The sequence below is a fragment of the Nocardioides psychrotolerans genome (genome assembly GCF_900113685.1).
GTDB lineage: Bacteria > Actinomycetota > Actinomycetes > Propionibacteriales > Nocardioidaceae > Nocardioides > Nocardioides psychrotolerans.
On the sequence record NZ_FOQG01000002.1, the window covers coordinates 326,079 to 349,135 of the forward strand.

Genomic DNA, 23,057 nt, shown 5'->3' on the forward strand with positions numbered 1-23,057 from the left:
ACTCGGCATTTGAGAGAGTAGGAAGCATGACCAGCCCACGCGTGCGCAAGATCGCCGACCGGATCCAGGTGGTGGTCGCCGAGATGCTCGAGCGACGGATCAAGGATCCCCGTCTGGGGTTCGTGACCCTGACCGACGTCCGGCTCACCGGCGACGGCCAGCAGGCCACGATCTTCTACACCGTGCTGGGCGGCGACGAGGAGATGGCGAGCACGGCCGTGGCTCTCGAGTCGGCCAAGGGCATCCTGCGCTCCGAGGTCGCCAAGCAGCTCGGCACCCGCACGGCACCCACGCTGACCTTCGTGCACGACGCTCTGCCCGAGGAGGCGCGCGCGCTCGACGAGGTGCTCGCCCGGGCGAGGGCACAGGACGAGGCCGTCGCCGCGGTGCGCGCGGGCGCCGCCTTCGCCGGTGAGGACGATCCCTACAAGAAGCCTCGCGAGGACGGCGACGCCGCGGTCGAGGACGGCGACGCCGCGGTCGGCGACGGCGACGACGGCGGCGACACGGACCGGTGACCACGCAGGCCGGGATCGTCGTCGTCGACAAGCCCGCAGGCATGACCTCGCACGCGGTGGTGGCCAAGACCCGCAAGATCCTGGGCACGCGCAAGATCGGTCACGCCGGGACGCTCGACCCGATGGCCACCGGCGTCCTGGTGCTCGGCGTCAACCGCGCCACCCGGCTGCTGGGGCACCTGATGCTCACCGACAAGGGCTACGACGCCACGATGCGCCTGGGCGTCTCGACGACCACTGACGACGCCGAGGGCGAGGTCACGGCCACCGCGCCGACGGCCGGGCTCGACGAGGCGACGGTGCGCGCGGCACTGGCGCAGTTCGTCGGCGACATCGAGCAGGTGCCCACGCAGGTGTCGGCCATCAAGGTGGACGGCAAGCGGGCCTACGAGCGCGTGCGGAACGGCGAGGAGGTCGAGCTCAAGGCGCGACCGGTCACCATCCACGAGATCGTCGTGCACGACGTGCGCCTGGGTGATGAGCACCTCGACCTCGACGTGTCGATGCGCTGCACCAGCGGCACCTACGTCCGGGCCGTGGCTCGCGACCTGGGGCGGGTTCTCGGTGTCGGTGGGCACCTGACCGCGCTTCGTCGTACGGCGGTCGGGTCGTTCGACCTCGCCTCTGCCAGCACCCTCGAGGAGCTGGCCGAGCACCCCGCGCTGCTGCCCATCGCCGAGGCCGCGCGCGAGACGTTCACCAGCGTCGACCTGGATGAGGCGCAGGCCGCCGACGTGCGGGTCGGACGGGCCATGGACCTCGAGCTGGACGGCCTGACGGCGGTCTTCGACCCGGCGGGGGAGTTCCTCGCGCTCTACGAGCCGCGCGACGGCCAGGCCCGCGCCACGGCGGTCTTCGTCTGACCGCGGCCGGTCGCGGGTCCGGTCGCCAGTAGGGTCTGCACGTGCAGATCTGGCGCTCCCTCGACGACATCCCCGGCGGTCTCGGCCGCACTGCGGTCGTGATCGGCAACTTCGACGGCGTCCACCTCGGACACCGGCGGGTGCTGTCCCGCGCCCGTGAGCTGGCGGACGACCGCGGGCTCCAGCTCGTGGCGGTGACGTTCGACCCGCACCCGATGGCTGTGCTGCGGCCCGAGCACGCGCCCACCATGCTGACCACCATCGAGCGCCGCGCCGAGCTGCTCGGCGACACCGGGGTCGACGCCGTTCTGGCCCTCCCGTTCGACACCTCGGTCGCCGCCTGGTCGCCCACCGAGTTCGTGACCCGCGTCCTCGTCGACGCGCTTCACGCGTCGACCGTCGTGGTCGGAGCCAACTTCCGCTTCGGCCGCCGCGCCGCCGGAGACATGCAGACGCTGGTCGAGCAGGGTCGCGAGCATGACTTCGTCGCCGAGGGCATCGCCCTGGACGGTGGCCCGATGGTCTGGTCGTCCACCTACGTGCGCACCTGTCTGGCGGCCGGCGACGTCGCGGGCGCCGCCGAGGCGCTCGGGCACCCCTATGCCGTGCGCGGCACCGTCGTGAAGGGCGACCAGCGCGGGCGCGAGCTCGGCTACCCGACGGCCAACGTCCCCACCGACGGGCTGACGGCTGCCCCGGCTGACGGCGTCTACGCAGGTCGTCTGCGTCGGCTCGACACCGGCGAGGATCTCCCGGCGGCGATCAGCGTCGGCACCAACCCGACCTTCGACGGCCAGCGCTACCGCCGCATCGAGAGCTATGTCCTCGACCGCACCGACCTCGAGCTCTACGGCGTGGAGGTCGAGGTGTCCTTCGTGGACCGGCTGCGTGGCATGACGGCCTTCGACTCCGTCGATGCGCTGCTGGTGCAGATGGCAGACGACGTACGCCGCGCCCGCGAGATCCTGGGCGCCTGAGGTGTCGATCAGTCGCGATGATGACGTGGTCGCCGAGACCGACGCGTGGTTCCTCACGCACGGGCTGACCTACTTCGTGCCGGAGAAGCGGGCCTCGGTCCGCTCAGCGCTCCAGCCTCGTCGGGTGCTGCCACTCCTGGCCGTCGCCCTGCTGGGGGCGGCCGCTGTCGCGATCACCCTCTCGCTGCTCGCGGACGAGGCGAGCTTCCTGCCGGCGACGCTGTGGACCGTGTTCGCGGTCGCTGCGACCTCCTACGCCCTGACGGCGTTGGAGGCCCTGCCGATCGTCACGTGGGCGCTGACCCGGACCTTCGGCAGCCTGCGGACGCTGCTGCCGATGATGACTCGCGCCCTGCCGTTGCTGCTGGTCTTCGTGACGTTCCTCTTCATCAACGCGGAGGTGTGGGAGGTGGCCGCCCGGCTGGACGGGGGTGAGCTGTGGCTGGTCGCGCTGCTCTTCGGCACCCTCGCTGGTGCCTTCCTGCTGGTGCGGCTGCCGGAGGAGGTCGACCGCACGGACGACGACGTCGACGAGGACCAGCTGCTGCGCTCGACCCGGGGCACCCCGCTGGAGCAGGTCGCCCGCGAGCTGGTGGAGGATCCCGACGAGGACCCCGCGTCCTACGCCGAGGTCGCCGGCTACGAGCGGTGGAACCTGGTGCTCGTGCTCCTGGTCATCCAGGCCACACAGGTGCTGCTCCTCGCCGTCACCGTCTTCGCGTTCTTCATGATCTTCGGTGCCATGACGATGCAGCCGGACGTCGTGGAGAACTGGACCGGTGGGCCGGGGCACAACGTGCCGGGTCTGGACAACGTCTCGGCGGAGCTGGCCCAGGTCTCGGTGTTCCTGGCGGCGTTCTCCGCGCTCTACCTGACGGTCTCGACCGTGACCGACGAGACCTACCGTGAGCAGTTCTTCGGCAGCGTGCTGCGGGAGATGCAACGGGCCGTCGGCGTGCGCGCGGTCTATCTCGCGCTGCGTGCCCGACGGCCCGTCGCCGACGACTGAGCCGCCGGCTCGTCACCGACACCCAGCTCAGGCGTCGAGGTCCTTCTCGACGAGCGCGACGATCGCGTCGACGTCGGCCTCGACGTCGCCCGACACCTCGACGGTGTCACCGGGACCGGCGCCCAGTGTCATGATCAGCAGCGCCGAGCTGGCGTCGACGGCCTCGTCACCGGGGATCCCGATGAGGACCTCCGAGCCGAGCTCGTCGGCCGCCTCGGAGATGATCGCGGCGGGCCGGGCGTGGAGGCCGACGGCGGAGCCGACGACGACGGACTTGGTGGGCATGGTGCTCCTTCGGTGGTGGGCTGGACAGTGGGTCGTGCCGGGTCCTCAGGCCGTAGCGGGGGCGACCTTCGGCGAACCGATGGACTTCAGGGCGATGACCGCGGCCGCGCCGACGAGCACGCCGGCCAGCAGGGCGATCAGGAAGCCCAGGACACCGTCGACCGCGAACAGGACGAAGATGCCGCCGTGGGGTGCGCGGACGCTCACGTCGAAGGCCTGGGAGAGACCTCCGGTCACGGCGCTGCCGAGCATGATCGACGGAATGACGCGCAGGGGGTCGGCCGCCGCGAACGGGATGGCGCCCTCGGTGATGAAGGAGGCGCCGAGGAGCCAGCCGGCCTTGCCGTTCTCGCGCTCGGCGACGTTGAAGAGCCCGGGGCGGACGACGGTGGCCAACGCCAGGGCGATGGGCGGCACCATTCCGGCGAGCATGACCGCGGCCATGATCTTCAGCTCCGGTGCGTCCGCCGCGAGGGAGGCGCCACCGACCCCGACGGCGGCGAAGCTGTAGGCGACCTTGTTCAGGGGGCCACCCATGTCGAAGGCCATCATCAGGCCGAGGATCACGCCGAGGAGGATCGCGCTGCTGCCCGTCATCGAGTTGAGGCCGTCGTTGAGCCGCTCCATGACCCAGCTGATGGGCTTGCCCAGGACGACGATCATCAGGAGCCCGGCGATGATGGAGGTGAGCAACGGGATCACCAGGACGGGCATGAGACCGCGCGCCCAGTTCGGGACCTTCCAGCTCGCGATCCAGTGGGCGATGACGCCGGCGAGGACACCGCCGGCGATGGCTCCGAGGAAGCCGGTCGCGGGAAGTGCGGCGCCGTCGGCGGAGGCGACCCCGAAGAGGTTGGCAGCCAGGCCGCCCATGACGAAGCCGGGCGCGATGCCGGGGCGGTCGGCGATCGCGTAGGCGATGTAGCCGGCGAAAGCCGGGATGAAGAGGGCGAAGGCCGTCTTGCCGATGATGAAGAACAGTGCCCCGAAGTAGGCCATCAGGCCCGAACCGAACAGCGCGTGGTCGAGGCCCAGCGCCTGCGGGTCGGGGAGGTCGAAGACGGTGTTGTTGACCGCGATCTCGCCGTAGGGGCCGACGATCTCGTAGCCGCCGAGCAGGAAGCCCAGCGCGATCAGCAGACCACCGGCAGCGACGAACGGGATCATGTAGGAGACACCGGTCATCAGCACTCGGCGGGTGCGGCCACCCCAGCTCTCGTTGGCCACGCCGCCACCCTCGCCAGCGGTGACGCTGCCCTCGACGCGTGGGGCGCCCGGGTCGTCGGCGTAGCGCAGCGCCTCGGCGATCATCGCGTCGCCGTCGTCGATCGGGCGCTTGACGCCCGAGGAGACGAGCGGCTTGCCGGCGAAGCGGCCGCGGTCGCGGACCCCCACGTCGACCGCGAAGATCACCGCGTCGGCGGCGGCGATGGTGCCGGGGGCGAGCGGCGTGGACCCCGCCGAGCCCTGGGTCTCGACCTCGATGTCGACGCCCGCGCGCCCGGCGGCGGCTTCGAGGGCCTCCGCTGCCATGTAGGTGTGGGCGATGCCGGTCGGGCACGCCGTGACGGCGACCAGCGAACGACGGCGACCCGCGGTGGGCGCCTCGGGCGCGGTCTCGGCGGTGGTGGAGGTCGCGGCGGCAGCAGCAGCGGCGGCAGGAGCGGCTTTCGGCCTGGCGGGCGCGTCGACGACGCGCGTCACCAGCTCGACGGCCTCCTCCGGGCTCTCCGCGGCCCGGAGGCCGTCGGTGAACTCGGCCTGCACCAGGGCCCGGGCGAGCTTGGTGAGGATCTGGAGGTGGGTGTTGTCGCCGCCCTCGGGAGCCACGATCAGGAACACCAGGTCGGCGGGGCCGTCCTTGGCGCCGAAGTCGACCGGGGGCGCCAGCCGGGCGAAGGCCAGGGTCGGCACGTCCACGCCGGTCGTGCGGCAGTGGGGGATGGCGATGCCGTTCTTGAGCCCGGTGGGGGACGTGGCCTCGCGGGCGAACGCATCGGCGACCAGCGCCTCCACGTCGGTCGTGCGGTCGGCCTGGGCGACCACACCGGCGAGCGCGCGGATCACCTCGTGCTTCTCGGAGCCCAGGTCGGCGTCGAGCCGGACCAGGTCGGTCGTGATCAAGGCGTTCACTGACACCCTCCTAGGGTGAGGTTGACCTCGCGGACCTGCACCAGATCGGCGCGGACCTGTGAGGGTCGAGGGATGGTGGTGCCGGGCAAGCCGGCTGCTGCACTGCCGTAGGCGACGGCGAGGGCAAGGCGGTGGGCTGGGTCCTGCTGGCGCAGGTCCCCCAGGAGGTAGCCGAAGAGGCTGGAGTCGCCGGCACCCACGGTGCTGACGACGGTCGTGGGCGGCGGGTCGGCGTGCCAGGCGCCCTCGGCGTTGACGAGCACCGCGCCGTGCGGGCCGAGCGTCACGAGGACCTCGTCGACGCCGGACGTGACGAGCTGGCGGGCAGCCTGGGCCGCGGCCTCCGGGTCGGCCTCGAGGGAGACGGGATCGGCGCCGGTGAAGGAGGCCAGCTCCTCGCTGTTGGGCTTCATCAGGTGGGGCGCACCCTGGGCGAGGCGGTCGACCAGCGCCCGCAGCGGAGCGTCGCTCGTGTCGATGGCCACGCGGGCGCCGAGACCACGCAGGGTGGCGACCAGGTCGGCGTACCACTCGTCGGGCGCGCCCGGCGGCAGGGAGCCGGCCAGCACCACCCAGTCGGCCTCGACGGCGCGTCGGGCCACCGCGTCGGCCAGGACCGCGAGGTCGTCGGCCGTGACGACCGGTCCGGGGCTGTTGAGCTTGGTGGTGGTGCCGTCGGGCTCGCTGATCGTGATGTTGACGCGCACCGGCCCGGCCGGGGCGACCGCCAGGCTCGGGATGTGGGCGGCGGTGAGCTCGAGGACGAACGGGTCGTCCTCGGCCGCTGCCAGCACCGCGAGGGTGGGCACGTCGGCGCTGACCGCGGCGCGCGAGATGTTGACGCCCTTGCCGCCCGCTTGGGAGGTCATGGAGTCGGCGCGCTGGACGGAGCCGCGGGCCAGGCGGCCGGCGAGCGTCACCGTGCGGTCGATGCTCGGGTTGGGGGTGAGGGTGACGATCATGCGACGACGACCTCGACGCCGGCCTCGCGCAGGTCGCGCAGGTCGTCGTCGGAGATGGCGTCGTCGGTGACGAGGGTGTCGACGTCTGCGAGCGTCGCGAAGCGGACGGCGAGCTCGGGCCCGATCTTGCTCGAGTCGGCGACCAGCACCACGCGCCGCGACGCGGCGACCAGCGCCCGCTTGGTGGCGGCCTCGTCCCGGTCCGGCGTGGTCAGGCCGTAGCCGGCGGTGATGCCGTTGGTGCCGAGGAAGAGCAGGTCCGCGCGCAGGTCGTGGAGGGCGGCGATCGTGTCGGGTCCGACTGCTGCCTGGGTGGTGGCGCGGACCCGACCCGGGAGCAGGTGCAGCTCGACCTGGGGGAAGGTCATCAGCCGTGAGGCGACCGACACCGAGTGGGTCACGGCCACCAGGCGGTGGTCGCGGGGGAGCGCGGCGGCGATCCGGACCGTGGTCGACCCGGCGTCGAAGAGGACGGTGCCGCCCGCGGCGGGCAGCAGGTCGACGGCGGCACGGGCGATGCGGCCCTTCGCCTCGGTGTTGGCGGACTCCCGCTCGACGAGGCCGGCCTCGATGGAGGCCAGGGCTCCGGCGGGCACTGCGCCGCCGTGGACGCGGTGGACCAGACCGAGGCGTTCCAGCGCGGTGAGGTCACGGCGTACGGTCTCGGTGGTGACGTCGTACTCCTCGGCCAGCGCGTTGACCGAGAGGCGGCCGCGGGCGGTGACGAGCTGGGCGATCGCCTGCTGGCGTTCCTCGGCATACATGCTCATGGGCTATGGCCTCCATCACTTTCTTTGTATATGTTGTTTTACGCCCGAATCTGTTGACTGTCAAGGGGGTGGGCAGGTTAACTGGTGAGCATGGTCACCGACTCCGCCGCTGTCCCCCCGTCGCTGCAGAGTGAGCTCCGAGGCACCCCGGTCGTGCCCGGCCTGGCCTTCGGGCCGGCCCTCGTCATCCGCACGGAGATCCCCGCCGAGGCCGTCTCGCGCTTCGGTGACGGCGGCTTCGCCGACGAGGACGCCGCGCTCGCTGCCTACGACGCCGCGGTCGACGCCGTCGCAGCCGGCTTCACAGCCAAGGCCGAGGTCGCGTCCGGGGCGGCCGCGGGGGTGCTGACTGCCAGCGCCGGCCTCACGCGCGACAAGGGCCTGCGAAGCTCCGTGCGCAAGGCGCTGCGCAAGGGCGACGACCTGCTGACCGCGGTGAGCGAGGCCGCGGAGCAGTTCGTCACGATCTTCACCTCGATGGGCGGGTTGATGGCCGAGCGCGCCACCGACCTGCGCGACATCGAACGACGCCTCGTCGCCCGCCTCGTCGGGGAGGCCGAGCCCGGTGTGCCGACGCCCGAGCGGCCCTCCGTGGTCGTCGCCGAGGACCTCGCCCCCGCCGACACCGCCGGTCTCGACCCGACTGTGGTGCTGGCGCTCGTGACCGAGCGTGGCGGCCCGACCAGCCACACCGCGATCATCGCCCGCCAGCTGGGCATCCCCTGCGTCGTCGGCACGGCCGGCGCCCTCGCCATCGAGGCGGGGACACCGCTCCTGGTGGACGGCACCTCCGGCTCGGTGCGGCTTCGTCCCGACGCCGCCGAGGCCCAGCGGCTGGTGGCGATGGACGTCGAGTCGCGCGCGGCGCTGTCGTCCTGGGCCGGCCCCGGAGCCACGGCCGACGGCATGCCCGTCAAGCTGCTCGCCAACGTCGCCGACGGGGAGTCCTCGGCCTCCTCCGCGCAGGCGCCGGTCGAAGGGGTCGGCCTCTTCCGCACCGAGCTGTGCTTCCTGAACCGGGCCGAGGAGCCGACGGTGGAGGAGCAGGCCGACATCTACGCCGCGGTGCTGACCCCCTTCGCAGGGTCGCGGCACGTCGTGGTGCGCACCCTCGACGCCGGCAGCGACAAACCCGTGGCCTTCGCGACCCACGAGGGCGAGGAGAACCCCGCGCTCGGCGTCCGGGGCCTGCGCCTGTCCTTCGACAACCCCGGCCTGCTCGAGCGCCAGCTCGACGCCATCGCCATCGCGGCCGAGCGCACCGGCACCGAGACCTGGGTGATGGCGCCGATGGTCGCGACCGTCGCCGAGGCCCGCGGGTTCGCAGCCGCCGTGCGTGGTCGCGGGCTCAGGGCGGGCGTCATGGTGGAGGTGCCCTCGGCTGCCCTGCTGGCGCCCCGGATGCTCGCGGAGGTCGACTTCCTCTCGATCGGCACCAACGACCTCACCCAGTACACGATGGCCGCCGACCGGATGGCCACCGACCTGGCCTACCTGACCGACCCGTGGCAGCCGGCCGTGCTCCAGCTGATCGCGATCACCGCGGAGGCCGGCAAGCAGGCCGGCAAGCCCGTGGGCGTCTGCGGGGAGGCCGCCGCCGACCCGCTGCTCGCCTGTGCCCTGGTGGGCATGGGTGTCACGTCGCTGTCGATGGCCGCGGTCGCCGTACGCCCGGTGGGGGCGCGACTGGCCACCACGACCTCCGAGCAGTGCGAGGAGGTGGCCGAGGCAGCGATGGGGGCCGAGGACCCGGCTGCGGGTCGTGCTGCGGTGCTGGCGCTACTGGACGGCTGAGACCGTCACCGGCACGCCGTTGAACGCGGCGTTGCCGGAGATGTCGAGCTTGTCGGGGTCGGTCAGGTCGTTGATCGAGACCCCAGCGACCTGGCGGGCGTTGCCGAGGCGGGTGCCGTCGACCTGGTGGCCGTAGCCGTGGGGGAGCGAGACGACCCCCGGCATCATGTCGTCGACCCCGGTGGCCTCGACCTCGACCGATCCCACGCGGGAGGTCACGGTGACGCGGCCGCCGTCGGTCAGGCCGCGGGCGACCAGGTCGTCGGGGTGCATCAGCAGGTGGTGGCGCGGCTTGCCCCGGGTCAGGCGTGCGGTGTTGTGCAGCCAGGAGTTGCAGTCCTGCTGGTGGCGCCGACCGATGAGCAGCAGCTCGTCCGTGCCCTGCGAAGGCGACTCCTCGAGCGACGCATGCAGCCGGTCCAGGTCGCCGACCAGGAGCGCCGGCGCGAGGTCGATCCGCTTGTTGTTCGTCTGGAGGCGGGCCGGCATCGTCGGCTGCAGGGGCCCGAGGTCGACGCCTGCGGGGTGTGCGCGCAGCTGACGCATCGACACTTTCCTGCCGGTCAGGAGAAGCCCCGTCACCACGACGGCAGGGGACGCGGTCATCCGCGCCCACGACAGCACGCGCGCCTTGAGCGGCAGCTCGTCGCCCAGGCGGGACTGCAGCCGCGAGGCGAGGGCGCTGAAGATCTGCCAGTCGTGGCGCTGGCCCTTGGCCTTGGCGAAGACGGCCGGGGTGAAACGGGCGGTGTTGCGGACGGCGAAGTTGTGGAAGACCAGGTCGTACTGGTCGCGCTCCAGCGCCGAAGTCGGCGGCAGGATCACGTCGGCGTGGCGGGTCGTCTCGTTGAGGTAGATGTCGATCGAGACCATGAAGTCGATGCTCGCGAGCGCTCGCGCCAGGCTCGTGCCGTCCGGCGTCGACAGCACCGGGTTGCCGGCCATCGTCACCATCGCCCGCACCTGCCCGTCGCCCTCGGTCTCGATCTCCTCGCGCAGCACCGACACCGGCAGCTCGCCGGCGAACTCCGGGCTGTCGCGCACCCGGCTGCGCCAGGCGTCGAAGTGGCCCTGCCCGATGATCCGGCGCCCCACGATGTCGATCGCCGGCTCGGGGAACATCACCCCGCCCGGACGGTCCAGGTTGCCGGTGAGCAGGTTGAGGCACTGGATGGCCCACTGGCACACCGACCCGAAACCCTGGGTCGACACACCCACCCGACCGTAGGCCGCGGCTGCGTCGGCGGCGGCGAAGTCGCGCGCCACCTGGCGGATCACGTCGGCGGGCACCCCGCTGTGCGCCTCGGCGCCCTCCGGCGTGAAAGCCGTGACCAGCTCGCGGACGCGGTCGACGTGGTCGACGTACGGCGGGGGCGTGGTGAGGCCGTCGGTGAAGAGGACGTTCAGCATCGCGAGCAGCACGACCGCATCGGTGCCTGGCCGCACGAAGTGGTGGGCGGTGGCGACCTTCGCAGTCTCGGTGCGCCGCGGGTCGAGGACGACCATCTGCCCTCCGCGTGCCTTGAGCTCGCGGACCCGGGCGGGGAAGTCGGGCACGGTCATCAAGGAGCCGTTGGAGGCCATCGGGTTGGCGCCGACGACCAGGAAGTACGACGTGCGGTCGATGTCGGGCACGGGGATCATCAGCTGGTGGCCGTAGAGCTGCCAGGAGACGAGCTGGTGGGGGATCTGGTCGACGGACGAGGCGCTGAAGCGGTTGCGCGTGCGCAACGACTTCACCAGGGCGGTGCCGTGGGTCTGGGAACCGAGCGAGTGGGCGCTGGGGTTGCCGAGGTAGACGCCGACCGAGTTGCGGCCGTGCTCGGTGATCGTCGCGGCGAGCCGGTCCGCCACCAGGTCGTAGGCCTCGTCCCAGTCCATCTCCACCCAGGTGGTGTCACCTGCGTCGTCAGTCACGCGGCGGATCGGCCGCTTGAGGCGGTCGGGATCGGTGTAGACGTCGGCCATCGACACGCCCTTGGGGCAGATGTAGCCGCGCGAGAGCGGGTCGGCGTCGTTGCCGCGGATCGCGGTGACCTCGCCGCGCTCGATGGTGAGCCGGATGCCGCAGATGGCCTCGCAGAGGTTGCACACCCCCAGCCGGGTGCCGGTGAAGTCGTCGGACACGGGGGAGATCGTCAGGAGGCCCACGCTCGCATCGTGCCACGGATCGCTCCACGCCCCGTCAGGGTCGCCACTGAGCATTTGGGGCTGGTCGGGCCCCGCGATACGCTTCCTCGGTTGCCCACGGGTGACATCAGCACTGAACCAACCGCCGTACAACGGCCGCGGATCGAGAGTGCCCGGGTGAACAGGCCCCGGCGCGCCGCGCAACGAGTGAACCAGAAGGAGTCGCATGTCCATCGGAACCGACGCTGCCACCAAGAAGAAGATCATGGCGGACTACGCCACGACCGAGGGCGACACTGGTTCGCCCGAGGTGCAGATCGCACTGCTGTCCTTCCGGATCAGCCACCTGACCGACCACCTCAAGATGCACAAGCACGACCACCACAGCCGTCGTGGTCTGCTGCTGCTCGTCGGTCAGCGCCGCCGCCTGCTCAACTACCTGCGCAAGACCGAGATCGAGCGCTACCGCTCGATCGTCGAGCGCCTCGGCCTGCGCCGCTGACACGTGCGGAGGGACTCACCATCTGGTGGGTCCCTTCGTCACATGGCAGGGCGTTACATTGCAGGCAGGGTCGCGAGACCTCCAACTGAACACCACACAGATGCGATCCGCGCCACCGCAGGCCCGGTCCTCGGTAGTGATCTTCAGGAGCCCACCTCGCACCACGGGCTGCTGCGGGTCTCGATCGAAGATCGGCCACCGTCCCCCCCGACGAGGGAACTCAGGGACATGTGCGCGGGAGTCGCGGATCGCACCGCGAACAGAAAGATCAACGTGACTGAACCCGTCATCTCCGCCGTCGAGACCGTTCTCGACAACGGCAAGTTCGGCAAGCGCACCGTCAAGTTCGAGACCGGGCTCCTCGCCCGCCAGGCCGCCGGTTCGGTGACCGCCTACCTCGACGACGACACGATGCTGCTCTCGGCCACCACGGCCGGCAAGCACCCCAAGGACCACTTCGACTTCTTCCCCCTGACGATCGACGTCGAGGAGCGGATGTATGCCGCGGGCCAGATCCCCGGCTCGTTCTTCCGCAGCGAGGGTCGTCCCGGCGAGGACGCCATCCTCACCTGCCGCCTGATCGACCGACCCCTGCGCCCGACGTTCAAGAAGGGTCTGCGCAACGAGGTCCAGGTCGTCATCACGGTCATGGCGCTCAACCCCGACCACCCCTACGACGTGCTGGCGATCAACGCCGCGTCGCTGTCCACCCAGCTCTCCGGCCTGCCGTTCTCGGGCCCGGTCGGCGGCGTCCGCGTCGCCCTGATCGAGGGCCAGTGGGTCGCGTTCCCGACCTACAGCCAGCTCGAGAACGCCGTGTTCGACATGGTCGTCGCCGGTCGGGTCACCGACACCGGTGACGTCGCGATCATGATGGTCGAGGCCGAGGCCACCGAGCAGACCTGGAACCTCGTCCAGAGCGGCACCCAGGCCCCGACCGAGGAGGTCGTCGCCGGCGGTCTCGACGCGGCCAAGCCCTTCATCAAGCAGCTGTGCGAGGCCCAGGCCGAGCTGGCCAAGACCGCCGCCAAGCCGGTCCAGGACTTCCCGGTCTTCCTCGACTACGAGGACGACGTCTACGACGCCGTGCTCGCCGCCGCCTCCGAAGGCGCCGGCGCCGCGCTGGTCATCGCCGACAAGCTCGAGCGTGAGGCCGCCCTCGACACCGTCAAGGCGTCGCTGCTCGACCAGGTCGGGCCCCAGTTCGAGGGTCGCGAGAAGGAGATCGGGGCCGCGTTCAAGTCGGTCACGAAGTCCCTCATGCGCACCCGCGTGCTGCGCGACAAGGTCCGCATGGACGGTCGCGGTCTGGCCGACATCCGCGCGCTCCACGCCGAGGTCGGCGTGATCCCGCGCGTCCACGGCTCGGCGCTGTTCGAGCGCGGCGAGACCCAGATCCTGGGTGTCACCACGCTCAACATGCTCACCCTCGAGCAGAAGCTGGACACGCTCTCCCCGGAGAAGTCGCGCCGCTACATGCACAAGTACGTCTTCCCGCCGTTCTCGACGGGTGAGACCGGTCGCGTGGGCTCGCCCAAGCGCCGCGAGGTCGGTCACGGCGCGCTCGCGCGCCGTGCGCTGCTGCCCGTCCTGCCGACCCGCGAGGAGTTCCCCTACGCGATCCGTCAGCTCTCCGAGGCCATGGGCTCCAACGGGTCCACCTCGATGGGTTCGGTCTGCGCCTCGACCCTGTCGCTGCTGCAGGCCGGTGTCCCGCTCCGGGCCCCCGTCGCCGGCATCGCGATGGGTCTCATCTCCGGTGAGGTCGACGGCAAGACCGAGTACGTCGCGCTGACCGACATCCTCGGTGCCGAGGACGCCATGGGCGACATGGACTTCAAGGTCGCCGGCACCCCGGAGTTCGTCACCGCTCTCCAGCTCGACACCAAGCTCGACGGCATCCCCGCCGAGGTCCTCGCGGCCGCCCTCAACCAGGCCAAGGACGCCCGCACGGCGATCCTCGCGGTCATGAACGAGGAGATCAGCGTCCCCGAGGAGATGTCGGTCCACGCGCCGCGCATCATCACGGTCCGTATCCCCGTCGACAAGATCGGCGAGGTCATCGGCCCGAAGGGCAAGGTCATCAACCAGATCCAGGACGACACCGGCGCCTCGCTGTCGATCGAGGACGACGGCACCATCTACATCGGTGCCACCAACGGCGAGGCGGCCGAGGCTGCCCGCCAGGCCGTCAACGCGATCGCCAACCCGACCATGCCCGAGGTCGGCGAGCGCTACCTCGGCACGGTCGTCAAGACGACCAACTTCGGTGCCTTCGTCTCGCTCATGCCCGGCAAGGACGGCCTGCTGCACATCAGCAAGCTGCGTGGCCTGGCCGGCGGCAAGCGCGTCGAGGCCGTCGAGGACGTCCTGTCCGTGGGCCAGAAGGTCCAGGTCGAGATCGCCGAGGTCGACGACCGCGGCAAGCTCTCGCTGATCCCCGTGGTCGAGGAGACCGACGGCGAGGGCGACGCCCCCGCCGAGGGCTCGGACACCGAGTGACCAAGGCTTCATCGTCGACCCGCCCGAGCTCCTCGGGCGGGTCGACGCCTTCTCGGGGGGCCCAGGCCCCCCGTCCCCGCACCAAGGCTGCTCAGCCGGTCGGCTCCACGCGCACGCTCCAGACCGTCCGCGACGGTGACGGACAGGTGACCTCACGTGTCCGTCGTACGGTGCTGCCCGGAGGGCTGCGCGTCGTCACCGAGCAGATCGCCGGCGCCCGCTCGGCCGCCATCGGGGTCTGGGTGGGCGTGGGCTCGCGCGATGAGACCCACCAGCTCCACGGTGCGTCGCACTTCCTCGAGCACCTGCTCTTCAAGGGCACCACCGAGCGCTCGGCGCTCGACATCTCGATCGCGCTGGACGCGGTGGGTGGCGAGTTCAACGCGTTCACCGCGAAGGAGTTCACCTGCTTCCACGCGCGGGTCCTCGACGAGGACCTGCCGCTGGCCGTCGACGTGCTCGGCGACATGATCACCAACAGCACCGTCACCGACGAGGACGTCGAGGCCGAGCGTGACGTGATCCTCGACGAGATCGCGATGCACGACGACGACCCCGACGACGTCGTCCACAACCTCTTCGCCGAGCAGGCGTGGGGGCGTGAGTCGCCGCTCGGGCGCGACATCGCCGGCACCGTGCTCTCCATCGAGTCGTTGACGCGGGCGCAGATCAGGCGTTTCTACCGCCGGCACTACACGGCCCCCAACATGGTCGTCGCGGTCGCCGGCAGCGTCGATCACGCTGTCCTCGTGCGCCAGGTGCGCCGGGCCTTCGCCCGCAACGGCTTCCTCGAGGGCGACGCCGTTCCGGCACCCCCGCGTACGTCGGGCCGCGGCTCGCGCATCACGCCCGGCACCGTCGAGGCGACCCGCCCCTTCGAGCAGGTCAACCTGGTGCTCGGCATGAAGGGCATGGCGCGCGGCGACCAGCGCCGCTTCGCCCTCGGCGTGCTCAACACCGCCCTCGGCGGGGGCACCTCGAGCCGGCTCTTCCAGGAGGTCCGTGAGCGACGGGGGTTGGCCTACTCCGTCTTCTCCTTCGCCTCCCACCACGCCGACTCCGGCATCGTCGGTGTCTCGGTCGGATGCCTGCCGAGCAAGCTCGAGGAGGTGCTCGCGACCGTTCGCACCGAGCTCTCCCGCGTCGCGGCCCACGGCATCAGCGCCGAGGAGCTCTCCCGGGGCAAGGGACAGCTGCGGGGGGGACTGGTCCTGGGGCTCGAGGACTCCGGCTCGCGGATGTCGCGGCTCGGCAAGTCCGAGCTGGTCCACGACGAGCTGCTGAGCATCGACGAGGTGCTCGCCCGCATCGAGGCGGTCACGCTCGACGAGGTGTCGTCGGTGGCGGCCGAGATCTTCTCCCAGCCGGAGATCCTGGCGATCGTCGGACCGGGCTGAGCCGTCTGCAGCAGCTGAGCGCCGTCAGCGGCGCCCGATGATGCCGATGACCGCAGGACGCTTGTTGTCCACGACGGACACCCGGAAGCCACCGTTGGTCAGGGCCGCCGAGGCCTGCTCGACGACCCGCGGCACCTCCTCGGGGCGAGGGACCTCGTAGAAGAGGTAGACCCCGCCCCCGGGGAGCACGCGCTCGTGCAGCAGCGCGACCTCGTCGGCGCAGTCGCGCACCCAGAACAGGTTGACGTTGAACGAGAAGACCTTGTGGAGTCGCTTGACCGGGACCCGCAGGGTCGCGAGGTCGATCTGGCGTACGGTCAGGCGACCGGACTCGACGTGGGCGGCGTTGCGGCGCTTGGTGCGGTCGACCCCGGACTCCGATCGGTCGATCGCGAAGAGCTTGCCGGACTCCAGCCGTCCACAGATCAGCTCGGCCGCAGCCCCGGGACCGCAGCCGATCTCGAGGACGTGGTCGGATGGCTGGACGTCCATGAAGTCGACGGCCCAGCGAATCCGCGACGGGATGGTGTTCACGGCCATGGCTCCACACTGCCAGAAACGGACCCTGCCGCGCTGAGAACGCCATGCCCGTGGACCGCTAAGTTGGTCACGTGGCTGAGCAGATCAGGGTGGGCGTGCTGGGCGCGCGAGGCAAGGTGGGCGCCGAGGTGTGCCGCGCGGTGGCGGCGGCCGACGGTGTCGAGCTCGTCGCGGAGGTCGACCAGGGTGACCCGATCGGGGCTCTCGTCGACTCACGCGCCGAGGTGGTCGTCGACTTCACCCACCCCGACGTCGTCATGGACAACCTGGCGTTCTGCATCGAGCACGGCATCCACGCCGTCGTCGGCACCACCGGCTTCGACGAGGTCCGCCTGTCGGCGCTGCGCGATCAGCTCACCTCGGCTCCCGCGGTCGGTGTGCTGATCGCGCCCAACTTCTCGATCGGCGCCATCGTGATGATGCGCTTCGCCGCGCAGGCCGCCCGCTTCTACGAGTCGGTCGAGGTCGTGGAGCTCCACCACCCCGACAAGGCCGACGCACCCTCCGGGACCGCACGTCGTACGGCGGAGCTCATCGCGGCCGCCCGACGCGAGGCCGGCATGTCCCCTCCACCCGACGCGACCTCCACGGGCCTCGAGGGCGCCCGGGGCGCCGACGTGGACGGCATCCGCGTGCACAGCCTGCGGATCCGCGGCCTGGTCGCCCACCAGGAGGTCATCCTCGGTGGGGTGGGGGAGACCCTCACGATCCGGCACGACTCGATGGACCGGGCCTCGTTCACCCCCGGGGTGCTCACCGGGGTGCGCCAGGTCGCGGCCCGCCCCGGCCTCACGGTCGGCCTCGAGCACTTCCTCGACCTGGACTGACCACTTCTGCAAGTTCGTGCAGTGCAGCGACTCGCAGGCCTCAGCCCGATGCGCGCGCAGGGTCGGCCCGCCACCCTGGGAGCACAGACGTTCACTCGGAAACGTCCTCGTTGAGAGGTACAGCATGCGTAAGACTCTCGGTCTCGCCGCCGCCGCCGTTCTGGCAGCAGGCACCCTCGGTGTCCAGGCGACCTCCGCCACGAGCGCCCCTGGCTCGTCCGACCGACGACCCGACGTGGTCACGGCCGCACTCCAGGCGCTTGCGCAGCACCCCGGTGCCGCACTTCCCGCGGCCGAGCAGGAGTTCCTCCCCGTCGACACCGTCGTCGACGCCGACGGCAGCAGCCACGTCCGGTTGAACCGCACGATCGACGGCCTCGAGGTCCTCGGCGGAGACCTGGTCGTCCACCGCGGCCCCGAAGCCGGCTGGCGCGGGGTCAGCCAGACCCTGGCGACGCCGCTGACGCTCTCGACGACACCGTCCGTGACCCAGGACGCCGCCCGCACGCGTGCCCTGAGCCCGGCCACGGCGACCGCCTCGATCCTCAACCTCCGGGCCGAGGGGGCCCCGCGCCTCGTGGTCGACGCCCTCTCCGGCAATCCGCGCCTCGCGTGGGAGGTCATGACGCTGGGTCGTCAGACGGACGGGACGCCCAGCCGTCTCGCCACCTACGTCGACGCGAAGTCCGGCCAGGTCGTCCGCCGCGAGGAGCAGATCCACACCGCCGACGGCTCCGGCCAGTCGCTCTACAGCGGCACCGTTCCGATCAGCATCACCCAGTCGGGCTCGACCAACACGCTGACCGACGCGGCTCACGGCAACGCGAAGACCACCGACATGCAGAACAAGACCGACTCGCCCATCTGTGGTCTGTTGGGCTCGTGCAGCAACGGAGTCGCGTTCTCCAGCCCCGACACCTCCTTCGGCACCGCCACCAACGCCAACCGCGAGTCGGCCGCCGTCGACGCCCACTACGGCGGCGCGGTGACCTTCGACTACTTCAAGCTCGTGCACGGCCGCAACGGGATCTTCGACAACGGCACCGGCGCCCCGAGTCGCGTGCACTACGGCCGCAACTACGTCAACGCGTTCTGGGACGGCACCAAGATGACCTACGGCGACGGCGACGGCACGTCGTTCGGTCCGCTGGTCTCGCTCGACGTGGCCGGCCACGAGATGAGCCACGGCGTCACCGAGAACACCGCCAACCTCACCTACTCCGGCGAGTCCGGCGGCCTCAACGAGGCCACCTCGGACATCTTCGGCACGATGGTGGAGTTCTATGCCGCCAACGTCAGCGACCCGGCCGACTACCTCATCGGTGAGGAGTTCGACCTGGCCGCAGGTGAGGGCTTCCGTCGCATGGACAACCCGATTGCCGACGGCAGCTCGCCCAACTGCTACAGCACCAACACCAAGAACCTGGATGTCCACTACTCCTCGGGCGTCGCCAACCACTTCTTCTACCTGCTGGCCGAGGGCTCGGGCGCCAAGACCATCGGTGGCACCGCCCACAGCTCGACCACGTGCAACGGCTCGACCATCACGGGCCTGGGGCGCGACGCCGCCCAGAAGATCTGGTTCCGTGCGCTGGACGTCTACATGACCTCCGGCACCACCTACGCACAGGCCCGGACCGCCACGCTGAGCGCGGCCGCCGACCTGTTCGGCAACGGCAGCACGCAGCACACCACGGTGGCTGCGGCGTGGAGCGCCGTCAGCGTCTCCTGACAGCTCTCCACGTAGGGGAAGGGGCCCGTGCCGGACGGAACCGGCGCGGGCCCCGTCTGCGATCGCGCGGACCGTTCACACGCAGCCAGCTCAGATCAGCCGCACCAGCGCGGCGACGGCGGCCGAGCCGAACACCACGACCAGGAACGGCGCCCGGAGCGCCAGCAGCGCCACGGCGGCGCTGAGCGCCAGGGCCCGGGCGTCGAGCACCAGCGCCTGCCCGGTCGTGAAGACCTGGATCGCCACGAGGGCCGCCAGCAGGGCCACCGGGATCAGGTCGGCCACCCGTGCCACGACGGGACGCTCGAGCACCCGGGCCGGCACCGACAGCCCGGCCAGCTTGAGCAGGTAGCAGCCGACACCGGCCACCACGATCGCCACCCACGTCATCGGTCGACCGCCGATCGGGGGAACAGGCCGACCAGCAGCACGACACCACCGGCGACCAGCACCGGGATCCCGGCCGCCGTGACCGGCACCATGCCCAGCGCCACGGCCGCCGCGAGCAGGGCCACGAGCACGGTGTGACGTTGCTGGAGCCGCGGCCAGAGCAGGGCCAGGAAGGCGGCACCGACGGCCGCGTCGAGCCCGTAGGTGCGCGGGTCGCCGATCGCCGTCCCACCGATCGCACCGAGCAGGGTGAAGACGTTCCACAGGACGAAGATCGATGCGCCCGTGGTCAGGAAGCCGACCCGCGCCCCTTCCGTCGTACGACGGGTCACGGCCATCGCGGTCGACTCGTCGATGAGCAGGTGGGCGGCGCCGAGGCGACGTCGTCCGGTCCAGGCCAGCAGGGGCGCGAGACGCAGTCCGTAGAGGGTGTTGCGGGTGCCGAGCAGCAGCGCGGTGAGCGCCCCGGACAGGGGAGCACCGCCCGAGGCGATGACGCCGACCAGGGCGAACTGGGAGGCCCCGGTGAACATCAGCAGGGACAGCGCGCAGGTCTGCGGCACGCTGAGGCCGGCGGCGACGGAGACCGCGCCGAAGGAGATGGCGTAGGTGCCGGTGGCCAGGCCCACGCCGAGGCTGTCGCGCACGATGGCGCGACGGTCCTCGAGGGGAGCGTCGGCCTCCGGGCTCACGAAAAGGCGGTGTGCAGGCGGACCTGCTTGACGACCGTGGCGCCGGTGCCGTCGAGGTCCAGCTCGCGGTGGGCGCCGTCGGGAGCCCAGCCGGCCTCGCTGAGGAACACCCGCAACGCGTCGTCGGTGGCGATGGTCCACTGCACCGCACGCGTGAACCTGTCGGCGAGCATCGTGTCGATCGCGGCCTGGAGCAGGCGCGACCCGTGGCCCTTGCCCCGCTCGCCGGGGTCGATCGTGAGCTCCTGCATCTCGGCGTCGGCGACCGGGTCGCTGTCGGGGTCCGAGCCCGGACCGGTCATCGCGAAACCCACGACCCGGTTGCGCTCCAGGGCGACGAGCACCCGGTGGCGGGCGTCCTGCGGCTTGCGCAGCGACGCGGCCCACGCAGCGGCTGTGGCGTCGACGTCGTCAGGCAGCGCCTCGGGCGGAAGGAGGTCGGCATAGGTCGTGCGCCAGGTGCGCAGCTGGAGGGCAGCGATCGCCGCGGCGTCGTCGGCCCAGGCGATGCGCACGGACACGTCGGCGGTAGGGCTGCTCACCCCTGCATCCTGACATCCCCGTCCTGGACTGCTCGCGGTGGTCGGTCCCCGGCTTGGGCGGGGACCTAGGGTCGGAGACATGGAAATTCGCAACCTCGGGGCAAGCGGCCTCAAGATCTCGGCCATCTCCTACGGCAACTGGCTCACCCATGGCTCGCAGGTGGAGGAGGACGCCGCGCTGGCCTGCGTGCGCCAGGCCCTCGACGAGGGCATCACCACCTTCGACACCGCCGACGTCTATGCCAACACCGCGGCGGAGACCGTGCTCGGCAAGGCGCTCCAGGGCGAGCGGCGCGAGGGCCTGGAGATCTTCACCAAGGTCTTCTGGCCGACCGGCCCCGGCAAGCACAACGACCACGGCCTGTCCCGCAAGCACATCCTCGAGGCGATCGACGGCTCGCTGACGCGGCTCGGCACCGACCACGTCGACCTCTACCAGGCCCACCGCTACGACCACGAGACCCCGCTCGAGGAGACGATGGAGGCCTTCGCGGACGTCGTCCGGGCCGGCAAGGCGCTCTACATCGGTGTCTCGGAGTGGCGGGCCGAAGAGATCCGGGCCGCCCATGCCCTCGCGCGCGAGCTGAAGATCCCGCTGGTGTCCAACCAGCCGCAGTACAACATGCTCTGGAGGGTCATCGAGGCCGAGGTCGTGCCCACCAGCGAGGAGCTGGGCCTGGGTCAGGTCGTCTGGTCGCCGATCGCGCAGGGCGTGCTCACCGGCAAGTACAAGCCCGGCGAGCAGCCGCCGGCCGGCTCGCGCGCGACCGACGACAAGGGCGGGTCCGACATGATCTCGCGCTGGTTGAAGGACGACGTGCTCACGCGCGTCCAGCAGCTCCAGCCGATCGCCGACGAGGCCGGCCTGAGCATGGCCCAGCTCGCCGTGGCGTGGGTCCTGCAGAACCCCAACGTCTCCTCGGCCATCATCGGCGCCAGCCGGCCCGAGCAGGTCACGGAGAACGTGAAGGCGGCAGGCGTCAAGCTCGACGAGGCCACCATGACTGCCATCGACGGTGTCGTCGGCGACGTGGCCGAGCGGGACCCCGCTAAGACGCAGTCGCCGTCGCGACGCGACTTCGGCTGACCCACACGGCACCTGCGACCGCGAGCGTGAGTCCGGCGACCACGCTCGCGGTCCAGCCGTCGCGCACCTGGTCGCCGAGCAGCCACACGCCCAGCAGGGCGGGCACAGCGGTCTGGCCCACGATCAGTGGCGCGGTCGTAGCCGTGACCGCGTCGGCGTGCATGCCCAGGGAGTAGAGCCAGAACGAGAGCAGCCCGAAGAGCGGCACGGCGAGCGCCGCGACGACGACAGCCGCCTCGAACGGCAGCCCGACGCCGCGCACCGCGAGTGCGGAGCCTGCGTAGCCCAGGCCGGCCGCCGCCCCGAGCACCGGCCCGGCCCAGCCGCTCCCGATGAGCCCGACGAGGCCCAGCGTCAGGACACCGGCGGCCAGGGGGAGGGCGAAGGTCCACGTGGTCACCACCTCGCCCGGCTCGCCGGCACCGAGCGCGACGAGCACCAGCCCGGCGGTAACCGCCAGCACCCCGGCCCAGTCACCCGGCGCGAGCTCCTCGTCGACGCGCCGCGACGCCAGCGCCGTGATCGGCAGCGACAACGAGATCAGCACCTGCGCCAGGTAGAGCGGCACCAGGTAGATCGAGACCGCGTGCAGCACGAAGCCGCCGAGGTAGGCCAGCACGACCAGCATCGTCAGCGGGTCCCGCACGGCATGGGCCACGAAGTCGGTGAGCCGGCTCGGGCGCTGCGCGCCCCGTCGTACGGCGCGGGCCTGGGCGACGGCCGCGAGGCCGAAGAGGACGGCGGCCAGCAGCCCGGTCAGCAGACCGGCTGCCTGGCTCGTCACCGGTAGTGCTCAGGCAGCTCCTGGCCGATCTTGACCTTGGCCTTGGGCATCCGCATGAACTTCATCTGCATCGCGCGGGTGATGGAGTAGTAGGCGATGCCCTTCTGGCTCTCCCCGGGGAAGCGGCGCTCGAGCTCCTTCTTCATCCGGCGGCGCATCAGGAGGATGTCGAAGATGACCAGGAGCAGCGTGCCCAGCAGCAGCGTGTTGCCCATGCTCGCCAGGTCCGGGTTGCCGGAGTAGCCCAGGACCATGGTCACGATCAGCAGCGGGATCATCAGCTCGACGATGGAGAAGCGGGCGTCGACGTAGTCGCGGACGAAGCGACGCATCGGCCCCTTGTCGCGGGCCATGAAGTAGCGCTCGTCGCCGGACTTCATGGCGGCGCGGACCTTCTGGCTCGACTCGACGCGCGAGGAGCGCTGTGCGGCGGCGAGCTCCTTGCGGGTGCGCGGCACCTTGGCCTTGGCGCGTGCCGCGGCCTCGGCCTCCTTGCGCGTGGGCGTGGGGCGACCCTTGCCACCGGGCTTCATCGAGGTGGAGTCGACGGTGGGGGTCTCGGACTTGCTACGACCAAACAACGGGACAGGCCTTCGGGAGTCGGGGCAGGCAGGGGGCTGG

22 protein-coding genes are annotated in these 23,057 nt (G+C 71.2%); 11 read left to right on the forward strand and 11 right to left on the reverse strand.

Annotated features, from left to right (window positions below; genetic code table 11):
* The first annotated feature begins 26 nt into the window (after positions 1-26).
* From rbfA to BM204_RS03745, 4 genes are read left to right on the forward strand one after another with little or no spacing between them, the layout of a single operon-like run.
* Positions 27-518 (forward strand): 30S ribosome-binding factor RbfA, encoded by a 492-nt coding sequence (rbfA, locus tag BM204_RS03730; RefSeq protein WP_091110487.1) that lies wholly within the window; start codon positions 27-29, stop codon positions 516-518.
* Entirely contained in the window at positions 515-1,381 is an 867-nt protein-coding gene (gene truB, locus BM204_RS03735) for a tRNA pseudouridine(55) synthase TruB (protein ID WP_091110489.1), read from the forward strand. The genes rbfA and truB overlap by 4 nt, the downstream gene beginning before the upstream one ends.
* A 41-nt stretch (positions 1,382-1,422) precedes the next feature.
* Positions 1,423-2,358, forward strand: coding sequence for a bifunctional riboflavin kinase/FAD synthetase (locus tag BM204_RS03740; protein ID WP_091110490.1), 936 nt, complete (start codon positions 1,423-1,425; stop codon positions 2,356-2,358).
* Position 2,359: 1 nt separating this feature from the next.
* Positions 2,360-3,367: a hypothetical protein gene (locus BM204_RS03745; RefSeq protein ID WP_091110492.1), complete on the forward strand. Its 1,008-nt coding sequence runs from the start codon at positions 2,360-2,362 to the stop codon at positions 3,365-3,367.
* Between the two features lie 27 nt (positions 3,368-3,394).
* Here BM204_RS03745 and BM204_RS03750 read toward each other — a convergent pair whose 3' ends face one another.
* The 4 genes from BM204_RS03750 to BM204_RS03765 are packed head-to-tail and all read right to left on the reverse strand — an operon-like array spanning position 3,395 to position 7,517.
* Positions 3,395-3,652 (reverse strand): HPr family phosphocarrier protein, encoded by a 258-nt coding sequence (locus BM204_RS03750; protein WP_091110494.1) that lies wholly within the window; start codon positions 3,650-3,652, stop codon positions 3,395-3,397.
* Between the two features lie 45 nt (positions 3,653-3,697).
* A complete protein-coding gene (locus BM204_RS03755; protein WP_091110495.1) occupies positions 3,698-5,785 on the reverse strand; it encodes a PTS fructose transporter subunit IIABC in 2,088 nt (695 codons plus the stop codon).
* The gene (locus BM204_RS03760; protein ID WP_091110497.1) at positions 5,782-6,747 is read right to left on the reverse strand and encodes a 1-phosphofructokinase family hexose kinase; all 966 of its coding nucleotides are present in this window, start codon (positions 6,745-6,747) and stop codon (positions 5,782-5,784) included. Before BM204_RS03760 ends, BM204_RS03755 begins: the two co-directional genes overlap by 4 nt.
* Positions 6,744-7,517: a DeoR/GlpR family DNA-binding transcription regulator gene (locus BM204_RS03765; RefSeq protein ID WP_246165871.1), complete on the reverse strand. Its 774-nt coding sequence runs from the start codon at positions 7,515-7,517 to the stop codon at positions 6,744-6,746. Before BM204_RS03765 ends, BM204_RS03760 begins: the two co-directional genes overlap by 4 nt.
* Positions 7,518-7,607: 90 nt before the next feature.
* On the opposite strand from BM204_RS03765, the gene ptsP reads away from it, so the two are divergent.
* Positions 7,608-9,311, forward strand: coding sequence for a phosphoenolpyruvate--protein phosphotransferase (gene ptsP / locus BM204_RS03770; RefSeq protein ID WP_091110723.1), 1,704 nt, complete (start codon positions 7,608-7,610; stop codon positions 9,309-9,311).
* Here the strand turns inward: ptsP and BM204_RS03775 are convergent.
* Positions 9,297-11,462: a molybdopterin-dependent oxidoreductase gene (locus BM204_RS03775; RefSeq protein ID WP_246165874.1), complete on the reverse strand. Its 2,166-nt coding sequence runs from the start codon at positions 11,460-11,462 to the stop codon at positions 9,297-9,299. The genes ptsP and BM204_RS03775 overlap by 15 nt on opposite strands.
* Before the next feature lie 205 nt (positions 11,463-11,667).
* Between BM204_RS03775 and rpsO the strand changes: the two genes are divergently transcribed.
* The 3 genes from rpsO to BM204_RS03790 all read left to right on the forward strand — a co-directional run bounded on the left by rpsO (position 11,668) and on the right by BM204_RS03790 (position 15,842).
* Positions 11,668-11,943, forward strand: coding sequence for a 30S ribosomal protein S15 (rpsO, locus tag BM204_RS03780; RefSeq protein ID WP_091110501.1), 276 nt, complete (start codon positions 11,668-11,670; stop codon positions 11,941-11,943).
* Between the two features lie 273 nt (positions 11,944-12,216).
* Positions 12,217-14,445, forward strand: a complete 2,229-nt coding sequence (locus BM204_RS03785; RefSeq protein WP_246165877.1) for a polyribonucleotide nucleotidyltransferase — start codon at positions 12,217-12,219, stop codon at positions 14,443-14,445.
* Between the two features lie 146 nt (positions 14,446-14,591).
* Complete coding sequence (locus BM204_RS03790; RefSeq protein WP_246165880.1) at positions 14,592-15,842, forward strand: M16 family metallopeptidase; 1,251 nt, start codon at positions 14,592-14,594, stop codon at positions 15,840-15,842.
* Between the two features lie 24 nt (positions 15,843-15,866).
* On the opposite strand, the gene BM204_RS03795 is transcribed toward BM204_RS03790, so the two are convergent.
* Positions 15,867-16,382, reverse strand: coding sequence for a class I SAM-dependent methyltransferase (locus BM204_RS03795; RefSeq protein ID WP_091110507.1), 516 nt, complete (start codon positions 16,380-16,382; stop codon positions 15,867-15,869).
* Between the two features lie 71 nt (positions 16,383-16,453).
* Between BM204_RS03795 and dapB the strand changes: the two genes are divergently transcribed.
* A complete protein-coding gene (gene dapB / locus BM204_RS03800; protein ID WP_218031136.1) occupies positions 16,454-17,209 on the forward strand; it encodes a 4-hydroxy-tetrahydrodipicolinate reductase in 756 nt (251 codons plus the stop codon).
* Positions 17,210-17,333: 124 nt separating this feature from the next.
* On the forward strand, positions 17,334-18,941 hold the full coding sequence (locus BM204_RS03805; protein ID WP_091110508.1) for a M4 family metallopeptidase: 1,608 nt from the start codon (positions 17,334-17,336) through the stop codon (positions 18,939-18,941).
* Between the two features lie 90 nt (positions 18,942-19,031).
* Here the strand turns inward: BM204_RS03805 and BM204_RS03810 are convergent, their stop codons facing one another.
* Genes BM204_RS03810 through BM204_RS03820 form a run of 3 tightly spaced genes read right to left on the reverse strand, consistent with a single transcriptional unit; the run spans position 19,032 to position 20,565 of the window.
* Positions 19,032-19,331: an AzlD domain-containing protein gene (locus tag BM204_RS03810; RefSeq protein WP_091110510.1), complete on the reverse strand. Its 300-nt coding sequence runs from the start codon at positions 19,329-19,331 to the stop codon at positions 19,032-19,034.
* The gene (locus BM204_RS03815) at positions 19,328-20,023 is read right to left on the reverse strand and encodes an AzlC family ABC transporter permease (RefSeq protein ID WP_091110511.1); all 696 of its coding nucleotides are present in this window, start codon (positions 20,021-20,023) and stop codon (positions 19,328-19,330) included. Before BM204_RS03815 ends, BM204_RS03810 begins: the two co-directional genes overlap by 4 nt.
* Positions 20,020-20,565 (reverse strand): GNAT family N-acetyltransferase, encoded by a 546-nt coding sequence (locus BM204_RS03820; RefSeq protein WP_246165883.1) that lies wholly within the window; start codon positions 20,563-20,565, stop codon positions 20,020-20,022. The genes BM204_RS03815 and BM204_RS03820 overlap by 4 nt, the downstream gene beginning before the upstream one ends.
* Before the next feature lie 79 nt (positions 20,566-20,644).
* Between BM204_RS03820 and BM204_RS03825 the strand changes: the two genes are divergently transcribed.
* Positions 20,645-21,652, forward strand: coding sequence for an aldo/keto reductase family protein (locus tag BM204_RS03825; RefSeq protein ID WP_091110514.1), 1,008 nt, complete (start codon positions 20,645-20,647; stop codon positions 21,650-21,652).
* On the opposite strand, the gene BM204_RS03830 is transcribed toward BM204_RS03825, so the two are convergent.
* The gene (locus BM204_RS03830; protein ID WP_091110516.1) at positions 21,615-22,436 is read right to left on the reverse strand and encodes a hypothetical protein; all 822 of its coding nucleotides are present in this window, start codon (positions 22,434-22,436) and stop codon (positions 21,615-21,617) included. The genes BM204_RS03825 and BM204_RS03830 overlap by 38 nt on opposite strands.
* Positions 22,433-23,017, reverse strand: a complete 585-nt coding sequence (locus BM204_RS03835; protein ID WP_091110518.1) for a DUF3043 domain-containing protein — start codon at positions 23,015-23,017, stop codon at positions 22,433-22,435. Before BM204_RS03835 ends, BM204_RS03830 begins: the two co-directional genes overlap by 4 nt.
* Positions 23,018-23,057: the final 40 nt, after the last annotated feature.

Bases quoted from the DNA above. Each gene is read 5' to 3' on its own strand.
- BM204_RS03765 (WP_246165871.1), bottom strand. From the start codon at position 7,517: ATGAGCATGTATGCCGAGGAACGCCAGCAGGCGATCGCCCAGCTCGTC.
- rbfA (WP_091110487.1), top strand. From the start codon at position 27: ATGACCAGCCCACGCGTGCGCAAGATCGCCGACCGGATCCAGGTGGTG.
- rpsO (WP_091110501.1), top strand. From the start codon at position 11,668: ATGTCCATCGGAACCGACGCTGCCACCAAGAAGAAGATCATGGCGGAC.
- BM204_RS03750 (WP_091110494.1), bottom strand. From the start codon at position 3,652: ATGCCCACCAAGTCCGTCGTCGTCGGCTCCGCCGTCGGCCTCCACGCC.
- BM204_RS03825 (WP_091110514.1), top strand. From the start codon at position 20,645: ATGGAAATTCGCAACCTCGGGGCAAGCGGCCTCAAGATCTCGGCCATC.
- BM204_RS03760 (WP_091110497.1), bottom strand. From the start codon at position 6,747: ATGATCGTCACCCTCACCCCCAACCCGAGCATCGACCGCACGGTGACG.
- BM204_RS03810 (WP_091110510.1), bottom strand. From the start codon at position 19,331: ATGACGTGGGTGGCGATCGTGGTGGCCGGTGTCGGCTGCTACCTGCTC.
- ptsP (WP_091110723.1), top strand. From the start codon at position 7,608: ATGGTCACCGACTCCGCCGCTGTCCCCCCGTCGCTGCAGAGTGAGCTC.
- BM204_RS03795 (WP_091110507.1), bottom strand. From the start codon at position 16,382: ATGGCCGTGAACACCATCCCGTCGCGGATTCGCTGGGCCGTCGACTTC.
- BM204_RS03805 (WP_091110508.1), top strand. From the start codon at position 17,334: ATGCGTAAGACTCTCGGTCTCGCCGCCGCCGCCGTTCTGGCAGCAGGC.